Here is a 16103-nt window from a genome sequence, read left to right as displayed (position 1 = left end):
TTGATCAGTTGCGTCCATAGACATCATCGAAGCGGATGATGTCATCCTCCCCTAGGTAATCACCACTTTGCACTTCGATCAGAACCAATGGCAAAATGCCGGGATTTTCTAGTCGATGTTTGTGGCCGCAAGGGATGTATGTGGACTGGTTTGTCGAAAGAAGAATCTCGTTTTCTCCGTTTACCACCTTTGCAGTTCCAGAGACCACGATCCAATGTTCGGAACGATGATGATGCGCCTGTAGGCTCAGGCGAGCACCTGGTTTCACTTCGATGCGCTTGATCTTGAAACGGTCCCCTTCTTCAAGAACCGTGTAAGTTCCCCACGGGCGATGAGCTGTTCGGTGAAGTTTCGCTGCTTCGCTACCTTCTGATCTCAACCGTTGAAAGAGATGCTTAACGTCCTGGGCATTGTCTTTATGAGCTACCAGAAGTGCGTCTGGAGTATCAACTACAAGAAGGTCACTCACTCCCACCAGGCCCACTAGCCGATCTTCCGCTTGTACGAAGCAGTTCTCTACTTCGTGGAAAATCGTTTCTCCGGAGACCCTGTTGCCTCGTTCATCTGAAGGATGAACTTCCGAAAGTGCTGCCCACGATCCAATGTCTGACCAGCCGCAATCGAGTGCGACGCATGCGACATTGGCTGCCTTCTCCATTACTGCGTAGTCGAACGAGATCGACGGAACAGCCGAAAACGCTTCTGAGCCTACCTCGTGTGTCGTTCGCAGCGTCGACGTGCTTATCTTGGATGACTGATACGCAGCTTCAGCGGCTGAGAGTACCTCCGGGCAAAGTTCCTGCATTGAATTACGCATGAGCCCAGCGGGGAACATAAACATACCCGAGTTCCAGAAGAAGTTTCCGCCTTCAACATACTGCTTCGCGGTTTCGAGGTCCGGCTTTTCCACAAACCGCTGGACGTCGTGCTCGTGGCATTCAATATACCCGAAACCTGTTTCCGGCCCTTTAGGCTTGATGCCGAAGGTTGTAATTCGCTGCTGTGACGCAAATTTTTCGGCTTCTTGGACGGCTTCTTCGAACGCGCCTTCGTCGTCAATAAGATGATCGGCAGGAAGGATCAGGAGTAGTGTGTCCTCTCCGTGAGACTCAGCCACATGTACTGTCGCTAGTGCAACTGCAGCCGCTGTATCCCGCCCGAACGGTTCGAGCAGGAACGTGTTTGCTCTTTCTGGAGCTGTACTGGCTTCATATGCATCCGCGGTCAGAAACAGGTGGTCGCGATTGGTTACCGTTACAACAGTATTTACACCATTCAGCTGTGCGGCGCGCTTGTAAGTGCGCCCAATTAAGGTGCCACCATCAGGAAGTTCAATGAATGGCTTAGGATGTGCCTCGCGGGAAAGAGGCCACAAACGCGAGCCAGCGCCGCCGCTTATGATTACCGGAACAATATGCATAGGAGAATCTCCAAAGGCTAACTGTGCTAACGCAAATTGATGTGTGACTTTGATGGCTACCGTCGCGAAACAAGTTCAAGCAAATGCGGCAGTACTGCACTGCAACTACTATTTCAAGCTGCGAAAAGTCGGGAATAGCATTTCCACACTCTGGGCAGACATCCTATCGTTTTGGGCGCTTCCGTTTCGCTCTAGCCTCCTGTAGACGATGTGCGCTGCTTCGCCCCTCCCAAGGTGACGGTTCTTGTGCCTCCACCCAAGGTAGCAACCTGATCGGTTGCGGTTCCAAATGGTTTGTGACGCTCGGATATTTCTGCAGCGCATCTTTGATCACATTCAGCCCCGCGCGATTCGTGTAGCGCATGCTGGTCTCGTCGTTTCCGAGGCGGCCCGCAATATCGCTGATGATGCTTGGGTGGACGAGCGCCTGTTTCAGGGTGTCTGCAAATCCATGGCGTAGAGCGTGCAGCACGCGGTTCCAGCGTTCGGCATCACCGAGATGTTGGTGCAGCTTGGGGACGAAATCCTTGTAGAAGCGGTCACCCGGATCGGTTCTGCGGCTTTTGGCAAAGAGCTCCGGGAACAACGCGTCGTAGCGCAGCGCCTTGATCGCTTCGACATAGTCGATGAAGTTCAACCGCAGAACTTCATCAGGCACTGGCAGCATCCGCGCCGAGCTCGCATTCTTGAGGCTGCGAAATTTGTTCGGGCGGATGTCGATCGCCCAGCCTTGAGCCGTCTTGACGATGTCCTTGACTGCTAACCCTGCGACCTCAGCGCGCCGAGGCCCGAGATACACCATGAGCATCGGCAGAAAATAGTTGGCCGAGTGAAAAACATGCGGCCCCGCCACCTCCTGCTCCGTCGCACTCTTGCAGCCCGTAAACAGCGGCATGTCGAACATCGGTCGCAGCTGTTCGGGCCCCGGCTTGTCCGTGATGCGGCGCGCATCGCTCAGTTTCGGCTTCCTGGGCCGCAACCCATCCATGGTGAGGTTCGGCACGTGATAGCCGCGGCCTTTGATATAGGTGAGGAAAGTGTTGATATTGGCCAGGTGCTTGCGGATTGTCGTCGGGCCTAGCCCCAGTTTCGGCGGTTCCTTGCCTGCATCCACATGCGATTTCACGGCTTCTGCTGAGGCAGCGCGCAGGTCTGCCGTGCCAAGAGACCGCAACCGCGGACTGCGACCGTAATTCGTCAGGATGTGATCGAAATGTTCCCTCAGTTTGCCCAGATGGATCTGTCGCATCTGGCTTGAATGGGTAATGCCCTGTTCCTCCAGCACGCCCACTAACATGGTGACCGCGACCTTCACGTCCTTGGCGGTGGCATCCTCCCAATGATGTTGGTTGCTCTTCATCAGCGCATCGCATTCCGTGATGAACTGCGACAGCGGCAGATCCACGCCTTTTTCGTCATCAATAACAGGAGCGGTCGGTGTTTGGGTGGCGGGTTCAATGACTTCCGGTGCTGGTGCTTGTGCGGGCTGAGGCTGCTGCGGAATGGCGAAGTCCGGCGCGGGTGACGCAGGCGCGCTGACGGAAGGCGCAGATTCTGTTGCCTGCGTCTGCGGCGCATGCGTCTGTTCCAGCGAGAGGAGGGCCCTTGCGGGCGCTTCGTCCTGGGTTGGGCTGGCTGTAGCAGGCGCTGGCAACGGCGCGGCTTCCAGGGAAGATGTTTGCGGCTGCGTCGGCTCGCCAAACAGCGCCGCCACATCACTGCCCGTGCTTAGAGGACCATAGCGATCAGGCGCACCCAGCAGCACATCTGCCTTGGCGCGCATGATCTGCTGCGTTGCCCGTTCGCGGTTCAATGGCGTGTCCTTAAGGCCATGCGCGTCCATCTCAGACTTGAGGAAGCCTTCGAAATAGGCCGTGCGGCACTCTTTCCGCTCCTGCTCGAAGGTCGCGGCAATCTCGCTGATCTGGCTTTCTGCGAAACCTGCCTGTTCGAGAACGCGACGGGCTGGGCAGCTTGCGTCGAAGCGCATCGGGCGGCCCGTGCCAAACAACTCGATCAGGCGATAGGCCCAGCCGACCAGGATGTCGGCGCGCAGATTGTCTTCCGCCGCCGAGCCCGTGCGGCGTGCGGCGAAGGCGAGATCCTCCAGGCTCTCATTCATGCGCTCGATCTCAGCGCGAAAAATCTCGTCCAGCTGTTCGCGGCTTGTCATGCGCGCCCTGTCATTCTCGGCCAGTTCCGCCAGCAGCGTGTTGAGCCGCCGGACCATGCTTTTGGCCTTTGTATGATCCCCGTGGCGCAGTGACAATGCGAGGTGGCTACGCTGGTCGATCGCAAGGGCTGAAGGGATCCTTGCGCGCCAGTAGAAGACATTGCCGCGGCGGGTGAGATTGGCGATGCGATGCCGTGCTGCCATGACCGAATCCTTGTGCGCTTGGCGCAGGACGTGCACAGCCATGTGCAGCAGTCCTGTGCGACAGTTTTGGGCACAGAGGGCAAAATCGGCAAAAACACTGCTCTGGAGGATTCGCACAGAACGAATTCTTCAATGAATCCAAACTGCGGACGTGCGAAATGGCTGGGGAACCTGGATTCGAACCAGGACTAACGGAGTCAGAGTCCGCGGGTCTACCGTTAACCTATTCCCCAGCAGGGCCGGCGGCGCCGGATATGTCCGCCTATTTATTCATCCTCGTGGCTGAGTCAACCCCGCCGGTCGGCTTTGAATGAAGAATGCTCGTTCATGCAGGGGAAATGAACCTGCTGCCCTTGGTGAATATCGTCGTGGCTGTTAATCTGGTACCCAACGAAGAGAGATTGCGCCAGCAGCGGAGCCGATGAGGCGGTACGCGCGGCGCGGAAGGACAATCGGTGGACGAGCACGCAGACAGCGATGCGCCACCGGTCGCGGATCTGATTCGCGATCACGCCTTGGCCGGGGGCGGCGTGGCCGATACGAGGATGCGGAAGCCGGCCAGCGCTTCTGCTCCGGGGAGTGCGTCCAGTACGCCACAGGGTGCTGATGCACCGAAAACCCCGGGAAAACGCAAACGCAAGCGCCGTCGCAAGAACGGGCGGCGCGTATTCGTGCGCGACGACAGCCAGCCTACGAAGGCCAAGATTGCCCCAGGACAGCCCGATGCCGGCAATGGAGCAGCCAAGACCATGCCTGCTCCGACACTTCGAGCCGTGCAGGGGCGCGAGGAAAACAGGCTTTATGCCGCGCTCGATCTTGGCACCAACAATTGTCGGCTGCTAGTGGCTACCCCCACCAAACCCGGCCGCTTTCGCGTGGTGGACGCATTCTCCCGTATCGTGCGGCTTGGAGAAGGCCTGAGCCTGGCCGGCGAATTGTCGGACGCCGCGATGGATCGGGCGATCGAGGCTCTGGCGATCTGCGCTCAGAAGCTGAAAGGACGCCAGCTTGCCGGTTTGCATCTCATCGCCACGGAAGCATGTCGTTCGGCAGGAAATGGTGAGACTTTCATAAAGCGCGTTCAATCCGAAACGGGGTTGAGGCTTGAAGTGATCTCAAGGGAAACCGAGGCGCGGCTTGCGGTCTCCGGCTGCTCTTCGCTCGTCTCGCGTGAGACCGAGGGCGTGGTGCTGTTTGATATTGGCGGCGGCTCATCGGAGATTGCCCTCATCGATACCTCGAAGCGTCGCAGCCCGCGCCTGGCCGAACATATCGTCTCCTGGACCTCGCTGCCCGTGGGCGTGGTATCGCTGGCCGAGAAGTTCGGCGGCCACGAAGTGACGCCGGAGAGTTTCGAAGAGATGGTGGCTCATGTTGCCGCGATGCTGGAGCGCTTCGATGGACGTGATCGCCTCAGCCACCTGGGTGACCCTTCCCGTTTCCATCTTCTTGGGACGTCCGGGACGGTCACGACCCTTGCGGGCGTGCATCTTGATCTGCCGCGCTATGACCGCCGCCGTGTGGATGGACTCTGGATGGACAGTGAGAGCGTGGACCGGATGATCGAGCGGCTCCTGTCCTGGGACTTCGATACGCGCAAGGCCAATCCGTGTATCGGTGCGGAACGCGCTGATCTTGTTCTCGCCGGCTGCGCGATCTTGGAAGCGATCCGCCGGCAGTGGCCAAGCGAGCGGTTGCGTGTCGCTGACCGTGGCCTTCGTGAAGGCATGCTCAACGAAATGATGGCGCGCGACGGCGTGTGGCGTCGGACGAAACGAAACAGGTCGGCAGCATGAGCGGCACCAGGAAAACCGTAACGGGAGCGCGAGCGCTCAAGACTCGGGTGAAAAAGAAGCGGGGGCTGAAGAACTCCTCCCGCCGTTGGCTCGAGCGCCACCTGAACGACCCCTATGTGCACCGGGCGCAGGCCGAGGGCATGCGTTCACGCGCCGCCTACAAGCTCTCCGAGATCGACGACAAGCACAAGCTCCTGAAGCCGGGGCTGCGCGTCATCGATCTCGGTGCGGCACCGGGTGGCTGGTGTCAGGTGGCGGCCGAGCGCGTCGGGTCGGATCCTGAAAAGCCGTCCGTTGTTGGTATCGACTACCTCGAAATGGACCCGGTTCCGGGAGCCGTCATCCTCCAGATGGACTTTCTCGATGACGAAGCGCCCCAACGTTTGATGGAAGCTCTGGGGGGGGAGCCTGATCTGGTGATATCCGACATGGCGGCACCCACGACAGGCCATCGCCGCACTGATCACATCCGGACAATGCATTTGTGCGAGACTGCTGCCGACTTTGCGATCTCGGTGCTTCGCGAAGGCGGACATTTTCTGGCCAAGACATTCCAGGGTGGTGCGGAAAACAGTCTGCTTGATCAGCTCAAGAAAAACTTCAAGAGCGTCCACCACGTGAAGCCCCAGGCCTCACGCAGTGAATCGGTGGAGCTTTATCTCCTGGCCAAGGGGTTCAAGGGCAGGCCGGATGATGGAAACGCTTATGAGGCTGACGACAGCAGCTGATCCTTCAACGGGGCAGGGGGTCAATGGGCATCGCCAACAGAATGCGCAGTCCCGCGCGACGGGTGGGCTTCTATGGCGCGGCAATCGCGCGTGAACTGATACCCAATCTCATCTGGGCCATGCGCAAGGAGCGCTGGTTTGCGGAAGTTGCGCGTACTGGCGTGGATGAAGAATTGCGCCTACGGGTAAACTACTACAACAAGCTCGCCCAAGGTGCGGAGCTTGGCATGCACGCCGTGCGCTTGGACGACGTCCCCCGCGGCGCAAGCTATTACTATTTCGATCTGCGGCGCGATATTTGCGCATTCAAACAGACATTGAGGCTCCATCCGCTTTTCGGCGACATAGCATATGTCCCGGATGTGCCGAGCATCGTGAAAAGTCGGCCCGTTGGTTCAGAAAATACACGATCAGTGCTTCTGAAGCTGAATCGCCTGCGCCATTTTCAGCTTTTTCGCGACCCCTTCAGCTTCGAGCAAAAGGCACCGCATGCAGTTTGGCGGGGCAGTGCCCACAGCCGGGTCCGGCGTGAACTGATTGCGCGGCATGGCATGCGACGCGATCATGACATTGGGCACGCTGGCGTTCCGCGGGATGGTCTCGTGCCGACGCAACGATTGCTTCCGCAGGAGCAGATGCGGTTCCGCTACATCATTTCCGTTGAAGGAAACGATGTGGCCACGAACACGCAGTGGATCATGGCTTCGAACAGCATATGTCTCATGCCCAAGCCGCGCTTTGAGACATGGTTCATGGAAGGGCGGCTCCAGCCCTTCGTGCACTACGTGCCGCTCAACGATGATCTGTCCGACCTGGATGAGCGTATTGCCTGGTGCGAGGAAAATCGGGATGACGCAAGGGAGATTGTTGCCAACGCGCAATCCCATGTCGCGAAATTCTACGACGACAGGCGCGAAGCGCTGATCTCGCTTCTGGTTCTGCAGAAATATTTCGAGCGGACCGGGCAGATCGAACCCTCTCCATTCTCGACCGAAATATTCGACTGAGGCCCGTTATTCGGCAGGTTGTGCTGCGTCGTCCGGTGTTCTCGCATCGCGCCGATGGCCTGAAACACTGCTGCCGGCTTCCGGCGGTAGAGCCAGGAACGGCACCGCCGCGAAGGCCGTCACGAGCCCGACCACGATAAAGGCATTGGTGAAGGCGTTGGCGCCAATGGTTCCGTCGCCCAGCCATGCCGTGGCCTCAAGCACCCCGCCGCCGACCGCCACGCCCAGTGCAATCGAGATCTGCTGGGATGCGGCGGCTATGGCCGTTGCCTGACCGGCTTCGCGATCGCCGATTTCTGCAAAGACCAGCGCGTTCGTGGAGGTGAAGAAGAGTGAGCGCAGGAAGCCGCCGGCGATGAGAACCGCGATGATGACGGCGTGTGGCGTCTGGGCCGTAAAGGCTGCGTTGACGGTTATGAAGACGCTGCCGAGAAGAGCTGAAATTATCAGTACCTGTCTGAACCCGCCCACGCGCAATATGCGGCTTGCGCCGAACTTCATCGCCAATGCGCCGATGGCACTGGCGAAGGTCAGCATACCCGATTGGAACGGGTTGAGGCCAAAGACGAGCTGGAACATCAACGGCAACAGAAATGGAGTGGCTCCGACGCCGACGCGGAAGATGAAACCACCGAAGATGGCCGAGCGGAAGGCGTGGTCGCGAAAGAGCGTCAGGTCCAGTACCGGATTTTCCACCCGCGTGGCGTGCTGGCGGTAAAGCAGGACAGCGGCGATGCCGGCCAACACGGTGATGATCCCGACCATCGGTGGCAGCGCGGGGAGGCTGATCACCGAAAGGCCGAAAACAATGCCGGATGCGGCGATACCCGATAAAAGAAAGCCCTTCGCATCGAGCCGCTTCAGTTGTTCCGCTTCAATTTCCGGCAGAACCCGACCCGCCATTGCTATGCCGGCAAGACCGATCGGGACATTGATCAGGAAGATCCAGTGCCAGGAAAAATAGGTTGTGATGAAACCGCCAAGCGGCGGGCCTGCGATTGGGCCGATGAGCGCGGGCACCGCAAGCCAGGCCATGGCGTTGACCAACTGGTGGCGAGGTGTGGCGCGCACGAGCACAAGGCGTCCCACCGGTGTCATCATGGCGCCACCCATACCCTGTAGAAACCGCGCCAGAACGAAGGCAACCAGGGAATTGGCGAAGGCGCAGGCGATCGATCCCAGAACAAACACGGCGATGGCAAGACGGAAGACCTTCTTCGCGCCAAAGCGATCTGCCATCCAGCCGCTGATGGGTATGAAGATGGCAAGAGCGACGAGATAGGTGGTCAGCGCAAGTTTCAGAGTGACCGGGCTGGTGCCGATATCTGCGGCAATGGCCGGCAGGGATGTGGCGATGACGGTCGAATCCATCTGCTCCATGAAGAGCGCAACGGCAAGCACCAGTGGTAATGCGCGGTTCAAACTCAAGCTCCAGACTTCCATTCCCGCGCCAGGCGGAATGAAGATGTGCTGCAGTTACGCCTGTTGCAATCTGTGGGCAAGGGCGCACTCCGCCAAGAGAGTTGCGCCAGCAGAGCGGGCAGTGTCTTTTCAACGCGCCTGCAACGTGGTACCAGCCAGCGCCAATCCTGAAAGGGAATCATCTACCGGGCAGCCGGTTCCTCTTGTGGAACAGGTGCGTCTGCGTACATCTGCAAGGGGTCGGCAATGGCAAGAATAATCGAGACTGCAACGGGCGCGGAAGCGCTGACTTTCGACGACGTTCTGCTGCAGCCCGGACATTCCGAAGTCATGCCCGGTCAGACCGATGTGCGCACGCGCATTGCCGGCGATATCGAACTCAACATCCCGATCCTTTCCGCAGCCATGGACACTGTCACCGAGGCGCGGCTGGCGATTGCCATGGCGCAGGCTGGCGGCATCGGTGTGATCCACCGCAATCTTTCTCCAGCCGAGCAGGCCGAGGAAGTGCGCCAGGTCAAGAAGTTCGAATCCGGCATGGTGGTAAATCCGGTCACCATAGGGCCTGATGCCACCCTGGCAGACGCTCACGCACTGATGAATGCGCACAAGATTTCCGGCATTCCGGTTGTGGATAATGGCGGCAAGGGCGGGCATCTGACTGGACGGCTGATAGGCATTCTCACCAATCGCGATGTGCGTTTCGCTTCCGATCCAAACCAGCCCGTCAAGGAGCTGATGACGCGGGAAAACCTCATCACGGTGCGTGACGGTGTGAGCCAGGAGGAAGCCAAGCGTCTTCTTCATCAGCACCGCATCGAGAAGCTGCTTGTGGTGGATGACCAGAACAACTGCGTGGGTCTCATAACCGTAAAGGATATCGAGAAGTCGCAGCTCAATCCGAATGCCTGCAAGGACGCCAAGGGCCGGCTTCGTGCCGCAGCGGCCACAAGCGTGGGCGAGGATGGCTTCGAGCGTGCCGAGCGTTTGATCGATGCAGGCGTCGACCTACTCGTGATCGACACCGCCCACGGCCATTCGCAGCGCGTGCTCGACGCGGTCGCCCGTGCCAAGAAGCTTTCGAATTCGGTTCGCATCCTCGCTGGCAATGTCGCGACAGCCGACGGCACCAAGGCGCTTATCGATGCCGGTGCCGATGCGGTGAAGATCGGCATCGGTCCCGGCTCCATCTGCACCACGCGCGTCGTGGCAGGTGTCGGCATGCCGCAGCTCTCCGCCATCATGACGGCTGCCGAAGTCGCACAGAAGGAAGGCATTTCGATCATCGCCGATGGCGGTATCAAATATTCCGGCGATCTCGCCAAGGCGCTGGCTGCAGGTGCTGCAGCGGCGATGGTCGGTTCGCTTCTGGCCGGTACGGATGAAAGCCCGGGCGAGGTCTATCTCTACCAGGGCCGCTCCTTCAAGGCCTATCGCGGCATGGGCTCTGTCGGCGCAATGGCGCGCGGCTCCGCAGACCGCTATTTCCAGGCAGAGGTTCGCGACACGCTGAAGCTCGTGCCCGAAGGTATCGAGGGACAGGTGCCTTACAAGGGACCAACGGGAAATGTGCTCCACCAGCTTACCGGCGGTCTGAAGGCGGCAATGGGTTACGTCGGTGCGCCGACACTCGAAGAGTTCCAGAAGAAGGCGACCTTCGTACGCATTTCAAATGCGGGACTGCGCGAAAGTCATCCTCATGATGTGACAATTACCCGCGAAAGCCCGAACTATCCGGGCGCATCCTGACATGGCATTGCAAATTGGGGCTTATCGAAGCCCCTTTTTTGCATGACCAGGTCCTTTATCGAGGGAGATAATGTCCATGACGCAGACCGCCATCATCTGGCCCATGATTGCCCATGTGCTGCTTGTCTATATCGTCTATGTGCTGGTGCTGTTGCGCAGAACAGCTGCGGTCAAGGCGGGCAACGCGACAGTCGCGCAATTCCGTGAGAACCAGAACGAGCCTTCGGAGAGCATCTTCGTACGCAACAATCTGGCCAACCAGTTCGAACTGCCGGTGTTGTTTCACGCCGTGTGCCTGGCGCTGGCGGTCACGGGTGGAGCAACGGGGCTGGCGGTCACACTGGCCTGGATATTTATCGCAAGCCGTTACGCACACGCCGTTGTCCATATTCGAGGCGGTCGCATCGGGCATCGCCAGAAACTATTCGGGCTGGGCTTTCTGGTTCTGGCGATCATGTGGATCGTTCTTGCCGTGCAGATCGTCAGTTGACGCGCCGACCGGCCTGAGGGACCGGAGCAGTTCGGCAAGCGCATCGAAATCGCCTTGCCGGCCGCTCGATTTGCGCCAGGCGAGATTGAGCATTCGGTAAGGCCGGGGCGGTGCAAAGGGCAGAACCGCGATCCCGGCCATTGCTTCGGCGGCCGGTCGGGCGATCTCCGGGATAAGCGTGACACCCAGACCGTTGCTGACCAACTGCAGCAATGTGGCCAGACTGGTTGCGCCGAAATCCGTGCTTACCGTGGTTTTCATGCGCCGACAGATGTCGAGCGCCTGGCTGCGCAGGCAATGCCCTTCCTCAAGCAGCATAAGCCGTTCCAGCGCCATTTCCTCTTCCATGATCGGTGGCGACAGGCGCGCGGCTTCACCTTGCGGCACGGCTAGCAGGAAAGTGTCCTCGAACAGATCCGCCTGAACCAGTGATGCCAACGCCATGGGTTCAGCGATGACGATACCGTCGAGGCTGCCGCTGTTGAGTTCGTCCACCAGTGTTTGCGTGACCGCCTCGCGCACTTCCAGGCGCAGATCGGGAAAGCGGGTTTTCAAGGCCGGAAGCAGGATGGGCAATAGATAGGGAGCAACCGTTGGAATGAGGCCGAGCCGAAAGCGGCCCTCCAGCACGGCTTCGCGCCTGCGGGCAGACTGTTCCAGTTCCCTCACTTCGGCCAGGATTCGCTCGATCCGCGGTTTGATGCGCTGGGCATCATCCGTGAGGATCACGCGTCCGGACCCCCGCTCGAAAAGTCGCACTCCCAATTGCTGTTCCATTTCCGCAATCTGGGAGGAGAGGGCGGGTTGCGTGACACCCGCATTCTCAGCCGCACGCCCGAAATGGAGCGTGTCGGCGAGTGCCGCAAAGTATTGCATCTGTCGAAGCGTTAATCGGATCATAATTTATAATTATCGTCACAAGCAGGAAAGACAATTAGAAATTATCGCTTGGATCGGTATTTTAGAGTTGTTCCAAATTTTCAGGACATCAATTTTCCTCGCGTTGGTTCGGCGCGGGCACTGTTTAACGAGGAAGGTATCATGGCTGATAGACCCACCTTAACCACCACTGCGGGTGCACCTATTCCCGACAATCAGAACACCATGACGGCTGGTGAGCGCGGTCCTGTCCTGCTGCAGGACTATCAGCTTATCGAAAAGCTGGCGCACCAGAACCGCGAGCGTATTCCAGAGCGCGTCGTGCACGCCAAGGGCTGGGGCGCCTATGGCACGCTGAAGATCACGGGCGACATCTCGAAATACACCAAGGCAAAGGCGCTGCAGCCGGGTTCCGAAACCCCGCTTCTCCTGCGCTTCTCCACCGTTGCCGGTGAGCAGGGTGCTGCCGACGCCGAGCGCGACGTTCGCGGTTTCGCGATCAAGTTCTACACGCCGGAAGGCAACTGGGATCTGGTCGGCAACAACACGCCGGTCTTCTTCGTGCGTGATCCCTACAAGTTCCCTGACTTCATCCACACGCAGAAGCGTCATCCAAAGACGAATCTCCGCTCGCCCACCGCAATGTGGGACTTCTGGTCGCTTTCGCCTGAAAGCCTGCATCAGGTGACGATCCTCATGTCGGACCGCGGACTGCCGGTCGCGCCGATGTTCATGAATGGCTACGGTTCGCACACCTATTCCTTCTGGAATGATGCCGGTGAGCGCTTCTGGGTGAAGTTCCACTTCAAGACCGTGCAGGGTCACAAGACCCTCACCAATGAAGAGGCCGAAAGCGTGGTCGGCAAGACCCGCGAGAGCTATCAGGAAGCGCTCTTCAACACGATCGAGAATGGCGAGTTCCCGAAGTGGAAGGTGCAGGTTCAGATCATGCCTGAGCTGGACGCGGAAAAGACACCTTACAATCCGTTCGACCTGACCAAGGTATGGCCACATGCGGACTATCCGCCGATCGATATTGGCGAGCTTGAGCTGAACCGCAATCCGGAAAACTACTTCGCCGAGATCGAGCAGGCTGCCTTCTCGCCATCCAACGTGGTTCCGGGCATCGGCTTCTCGCCGGACAAGATGCTGCAGGCGCGCGTGTTCTCCTATGCGGACGCACATCGCTACCGCCTTGGCACGCATTACGAGGCCCTGCCGGTCAATGCGCCGCGTTGCCCGTACCACCACTATCACAAGGACGGCCAGATGAACTTCTTTGGCCAGAAGACGGGTAATGTGGATGCCTACTACGAGCCGAACTCCTTCGGCGGTGCCGTCGAGCAGCCGGCAGCCAAGGAGCCGCCGCTGAAGATCTCGGGCGATGCGGACCGCTACAACCACCGTGTGGGCAATGACGATTACTCGCAGCCGCGGGCACTCTTCAACCTGTTCGACGACGGTCAGAAGAACCGCCTGTTCAACAATATCGCAGCCGCGATGGCCGGTGTGCCGGGCGAAATCATCGAGCGCCAGCTCGCTCATTTCGACAAGGTGCATGAGGACTATGGCGCAGGCGTGCGTCAGGCTCTCAAGGAGCAGCATGGCTATGAGGCCAATGCAATTCCGGTAACGGGCAAGACGCCGCAGGAAGCTGCCGAGTAAAGGCGCTCAGGCCGCTGGGATCAAAGGGCGCGGAGCAATCCGCGCCCTTTTTGTCTTTCGCGGCCTGGGTGGCCTGCCCCTTGCGTTGGCCGGTCATGGAGTCTAGGCAAAGCGCCAAGACGGGTTAACCGAGACAAGGGCTTATCATGCGCCTAGGCGGCAGGCTGTCCGCAGCCATTGAAATCATCCAGGATATCGAAACACGTCATCGCCCCGCAGCAGATGCGATGCGCGACTGGGGTTTGTCGCATCGTTTCGCCGGCTCAGGCGACCGTGCGGCAATCGGCAATCTCGTCTATGATGCCTTGCGCCGCCGTCGCTCGGCAGCCTGGCTGTTCGACACGGAAACACCGCGCACCCTGGTGCTCGGCGCCTATTTCCTGGAAACATCGACAATACCCGACGCGCTGGCGGCTGAGCTGGAGGGCGACAACTTCGCTCCCGCTCCGCTGGACAGCGGGGAGACGGCGACCGTCACCCAACGTCTTGCGCAGCCCATGCCGCAGGCCGAACGCGCCAATTTCCCGCTTTGGTGCGAGGAAAGCCTCATTGCGAGTTTCGGCGAGAACTGGGCCGAAGAGGGCGAGGCACTTTCTGCCCGTCCGCCACTGGACATGCGGGTCAACACCCTCAAGGCGACAAGAGAAAAGGTGCTGAAGGCACTTGCCCACACACACGCTGCCTCTTCCCCCATCGCTCCTCACGGCGTGCGCGTTCCTCCCATTTCGGGCAATGGGCGCCATCCCAATGTTCAGGCAGAACCTGCCTACCGCAAGGGATGGTTCGAGGTGCAGGATGAGGGTTCGCAGATTGTCGCGGAACTGGCAGGGGCGGATGCCGGTCAGCAAGTCCTGGATTTCTGCGCGGGCGCTGGCGGCAAGACATTGGCCCTTTCCGCACGGATGGAGAACAAGGGACAGGTTTTCGCCTTTGACGCGGACAAGCAGCGCCTTGCACCCATCTTTGACAGGTTGAAGCGCGCAGGAAGCCGCAATGTGCAGGTCGTCTCGCGCCTGGACGGGCTGGAACGTCAAATCGGGCAGATGGATCTCGTACTCGTCGATGCGCCTTGCACCGGTTCTGGCACCTGGAGGCGCCGCCCGGATGCCAAATGGCGTCTGACCCGGCAGCAGCTTGAGGCGCGCATGGCAGAGCAGGCGGAAATACTGGACAATGCCGCGTCCTTCGTGCGTCCGGGCGGTCGGCTCGTCTACATCACCTGTTCGGTTTTCCGAGAGGAAAATCAGGATCAGGCAGACGCTTTTCTGAAGCGCAACGAGGCATTTTCACGGCAGGATCATACCGCACTCTGGGCCCAGTGTTTTTCTGCACCTGTGCCTGCATATCTCGACGCTGGCGGGGTGATGCTGACGCCGGCCTCCACCGGTACCGATGGCTTCCACCTCACCTCATTTAAACGTGATTGAACGGAACAGGTTTGATGGCGCGGAGTTCGAGGCAGGCGATCTGTAATTCGTGTGTAAGGCTACAACCGACAATCATGTAGGGCACGGCAACAGGGCGCGCGGGTCGGCTGCCGATCTGGCGCATGAATGTGAAACTTTGGAGTAGGCGCATATGAAGGGACGTTGGGCCGCACTCATTCTATTTGTACTGGCAGTTCTGCTCGCCGGTTTGGCTATCGGCTACGCAACGCGTCCAGGTGAATGGTACAGCTCACTGGACAAGCCACCCTTCACACCGCCGAACTGGATCTTCGCACCGGTTTGGACGACCCTTTATGTCATGATCGCCGTGGCAGGGTGGTATGTGAAGATAGAGCAGCCCGACGCCTATGCCTTTCGTTTGTGGATGTTCCAGCTGCTCTTGAACTTCCTGTGGTCACCCCTCTTTTTCGCCGGACACCTGGTAGGTGCGGCCCTGATCGTGATCCTCGCGCTGCTCGCCTCGGTCGTGACCTTTGCTTCCCGCACCTGGACGACGGCGCGCCCGGCTTCGCTGCTGTTCATTCCCTACGCGCTTTGGGTGGCCTATGCCCTGGCCCTGAACACGGGCATATGGGCGCTTAATCCCTTTGCCTGAGCAGCCGGTGCCGCGTTGCCAGCGGAAGTGGCATCTGCAATAAAACCTTCCAAACCGGAGGGGAATGAATGTCGGGTCAACCGATGGCAGATGCGGATTTCGAGGCACGGGTTCGAGCAAGCTTCGAGCGTCAGAAAGCCATGAAAACGCTGGGCGCGGAACTCACGAGGGTCACGCCCGGCACCGTCGAGATCGAGATGCCGCACAATGCGGATTTCACGCAGCAGCATGGCTTTCTGCACGCGGGCGCCATCTCCATGGCCCTGGATTCCGCCTGCGGCTATGCGGCCTATTCGCTGATGCCTGCGGATGCGGGCGTCCTGACGATCGAGTTCAAGGTCAATCTCCTCGCGCCGGGGCGTGGGGAGCGTTTCCTTTTCCGCGGCAGTGTCACGAAACCGGGGCGAACAATCATCGTCGCCGACGGGCAGGCATACGCTTATGATGCCGAGGACAATGCGCGCCTGATCGCCACCATGACCGGCACCATGATGACCATTGTCGGACGTCAGGGGATCGAGGGCTAG

At 59.4% G+C, this 16103-nt stretch carries 14 protein-coding genes, 1 tRNA gene and 1 pseudogene; 10 read left to right on the top strand and 6 right to left on the bottom strand.

Annotated elements, in window-relative coordinates; translation table 11 throughout:
* Positions 1–4 precede the first annotated feature (4 nt).
* Both EL18_RS09200 and EL18_RS17950 read right to left on the bottom strand, forming a co-directional pair.
* The gene (locus EL18_RS09200) at positions 5–1420 is read right to left on the bottom strand and encodes a mannose-1-phosphate guanylyltransferase/mannose-6-phosphate isomerase (protein WP_036482116.1); all 1416 of its coding nucleotides are present in this window, start codon (positions 1418–1420) and stop codon (positions 5–7) included.
* A 163-nt stretch (positions 1421–1583) separates the two neighbouring features.
* Positions 1584–3233: a site-specific integrase gene (locus EL18_RS17950; RefSeq protein WP_161781982.1), complete on the bottom strand. Its 1650-nt coding sequence runs from the start codon at positions 3231–3233 to the stop codon at positions 1584–1586.
* A gap of 18 nt (positions 3234–3251) precedes the next feature.
* Between EL18_RS17950 and EL18_RS17945 the strand changes: the two genes are divergently transcribed.
* On the top strand, positions 3252–3686 hold the full coding sequence (locus tag EL18_RS17945; protein ID WP_161781981.1) for a hypothetical protein: 435 nt from the start codon (positions 3252–3254) through the stop codon (positions 3684–3686).
* Between the two features lie 3 nt (positions 3687–3689).
* Here EL18_RS17945 and EL18_RS18330 read toward each other — a convergent pair.
* Positions 3690–3797, bottom strand: a pseudogene (locus EL18_RS18330) (DUF6538 domain-containing protein); the annotation flags it as partial.
* A 159-nt stretch (positions 3798–3956) separates the two neighbouring features.
* Positions 3957–4030, bottom strand: a tRNA-Gln gene (locus EL18_RS09190).
* Between the two features lie 312 nt (positions 4031–4342).
* Between EL18_RS09190 and EL18_RS09185 the strand changes: the two genes are divergently transcribed.
* Genes EL18_RS09185 through EL18_RS09175 form a run of 3 tightly spaced genes read left to right on the top strand, consistent with a single transcriptional unit; the run spans position 4343 to position 7328 of the window.
* Positions 4343–5593 carry a Ppx/GppA phosphatase family protein gene (locus EL18_RS09185; protein WP_081871220.1) on the top strand — a complete coding sequence of 417 codons (1251 nt, stop codon included), beginning with the start codon at positions 4343–4345 and terminating at the stop codon, positions 5591–5593.
* The gene (locus EL18_RS09180) at positions 5590–6321 is read left to right on the top strand and encodes an RlmE family RNA methyltransferase (protein ID WP_036484381.1); all 732 of its coding nucleotides are present in this window, start codon (positions 5590–5592) and stop codon (positions 6319–6321) included. Before EL18_RS09185 ends, EL18_RS09180 begins: the two co-directional genes overlap by 4 nt.
* A 23-nt stretch (positions 6322–6344) precedes the next feature.
* The gene (locus EL18_RS09175) at positions 6345–7328 is read left to right on the top strand and encodes a glycosyl transferase family 90 (RefSeq protein ID WP_051913946.1); all 984 of its coding nucleotides are present in this window, start codon (positions 6345–6347) and stop codon (positions 7326–7328) included.
* 6 nt (positions 7329–7334) lie between these two features.
* Here the strand turns inward: EL18_RS09175 and EL18_RS09170 are convergent, their stop codons facing one another.
* Positions 7335–8750 carry a DHA2 family efflux MFS transporter permease subunit gene (locus EL18_RS09170; protein ID WP_036484374.1) on the bottom strand — a complete coding sequence of 472 codons (1416 nt, stop codon included), beginning with the start codon at positions 8748–8750 and terminating at the stop codon, positions 7335–7337.
* 246 nt (positions 8751–8996) lie between these two features.
* On the opposite strand from EL18_RS09170, the gene guaB reads away from it, so the two are divergent.
* Both guaB and EL18_RS09160 read left to right on the top strand, forming a co-directional pair.
* Positions 8997–10499 (top strand): IMP dehydrogenase, encoded by a 1503-nt coding sequence (gene guaB / locus EL18_RS09165; protein WP_036482112.1) that lies wholly within the window; start codon positions 8997–8999, stop codon positions 10497–10499.
* 76 nt (positions 10500–10575) lie between these two features.
* The gene (locus tag EL18_RS09160; protein ID WP_036484371.1) at positions 10576–10989 is read left to right on the top strand and encodes an MAPEG family protein; all 414 of its coding nucleotides are present in this window, start codon (positions 10576–10578) and stop codon (positions 10987–10989) included.
* On the opposite strand, the gene EL18_RS09155 is transcribed toward EL18_RS09160, so the two are convergent.
* Positions 10921–11889 carry a hydrogen peroxide-inducible genes activator gene (locus tag EL18_RS09155; protein ID WP_081871130.1) on the bottom strand — a complete coding sequence of 323 codons (969 nt, stop codon included), beginning with the start codon at positions 11887–11889 and terminating at the stop codon, positions 10921–10923. The genes EL18_RS09160 and EL18_RS09155 overlap by 69 nt on opposite strands.
* Positions 11890–12030: 141 nt before the next feature.
* On the opposite strand from EL18_RS09155, the gene katA reads away from it, so the two are divergent.
* The 4 genes from katA (at position 12031) to EL18_RS09135 (ending at position 16103) form a co-directional block, all read left to right on the top strand.
* Positions 12031–13533, top strand: coding sequence for a catalase KatA (gene katA, locus EL18_RS09150; RefSeq protein WP_036482110.1), 1503 nt, complete (start codon positions 12031–12033; stop codon positions 13531–13533).
* A 146-nt stretch (positions 13534–13679) separates the two neighbouring features.
* Complete coding sequence (locus tag EL18_RS09145; RefSeq protein WP_036482108.1) at positions 13680–14960, top strand: RsmB/NOP family class I SAM-dependent RNA methyltransferase; 1281 nt, start codon at positions 13680–13682, stop codon at positions 14958–14960.
* A 151-nt stretch (positions 14961–15111) separates the two neighbouring features.
* Positions 15112–15576: a TspO/MBR family protein gene (locus EL18_RS09140; protein WP_036482106.1), complete on the top strand. Its 465-nt coding sequence runs from the start codon at positions 15112–15114 to the stop codon at positions 15574–15576.
* 68 nt (positions 15577–15644) lie between these two features.
* Positions 15645–16103 (top strand): PaaI family thioesterase, encoded by a 459-nt coding sequence (locus EL18_RS09135; protein ID WP_036482105.1) that lies wholly within the window; start codon positions 15645–15647, stop codon positions 16101–16103.

Source organism: Nitratireductor basaltis (assembly GCF_000733725.1).
Taxonomy (GTDB): Bacteria; Pseudomonadota; Alphaproteobacteria; order Rhizobiales; family Rhizobiaceae; genus Chelativorans; species Chelativorans basaltis.
The sequence above is the reverse complement of the archived record's forward strand: the minus strand, read 5'-3'. Positions and strand labels throughout refer to the sequence as shown.

Coding starts and splice junctions, on each gene's coding strand:
- EL18_RS09200 (WP_036482116.1), bottom strand. CDS start 1,420: ATGCATATTGTTCCGGTAATCATAAGCGGCGGCGCTGGCTCGCGTTTG.
- EL18_RS09135 (WP_036482105.1), top strand. CDS start 15,645: ATGTCGGGTCAACCGATGGCAGATGCGGATTTCGAGGCACGGGTTCGA.
- guaB (WP_036482112.1), top strand. CDS start 8,997: ATGGCAAGAATAATCGAGACTGCAACGGGCGCGGAAGCGCTGACTTTC.
- EL18_RS09175 (WP_051913946.1), top strand. CDS start 6,345: ATGGGCATCGCCAACAGAATGCGCAGTCCCGCGCGACGGGTGGGCTTC.
- EL18_RS09160 (WP_036484371.1), top strand. CDS start 10,576: ATGACGCAGACCGCCATCATCTGGCCCATGATTGCCCATGTGCTGCTT.
- EL18_RS09140 (WP_036482106.1), top strand. CDS start 15,112: ATGAAGGGACGTTGGGCCGCACTCATTCTATTTGTACTGGCAGTTCTG.
- EL18_RS17945 (WP_161781981.1), top strand. CDS start 3,252: ATGCGCGTCCATCTCAGACTTGAGGAAGCCTTCGAAATAGGCCGTGCG.
- EL18_RS09155 (WP_081871130.1), bottom strand. CDS start 11,889: ATGATCCGATTAACGCTTCGACAGATGCAATACTTTGCGGCACTCGCC.
- EL18_RS09185 (WP_081871220.1), top strand. CDS start 4,343: ATGCGGAAGCCGGCCAGCGCTTCTGCTCCGGGGAGTGCGTCCAGTACG.
- EL18_RS09145 (WP_036482108.1), top strand. CDS start 13,680: ATGCGCCTAGGCGGCAGGCTGTCCGCAGCCATTGAAATCATCCAGGAT.
- katA (WP_036482110.1), top strand. CDS start 12,031: ATGGCTGATAGACCCACCTTAACCACCACTGCGGGTGCACCTATTCCC.
- EL18_RS09180 (WP_036484381.1), top strand. CDS start 5,590: ATGAGCGGCACCAGGAAAACCGTAACGGGAGCGCGAGCGCTCAAGACT.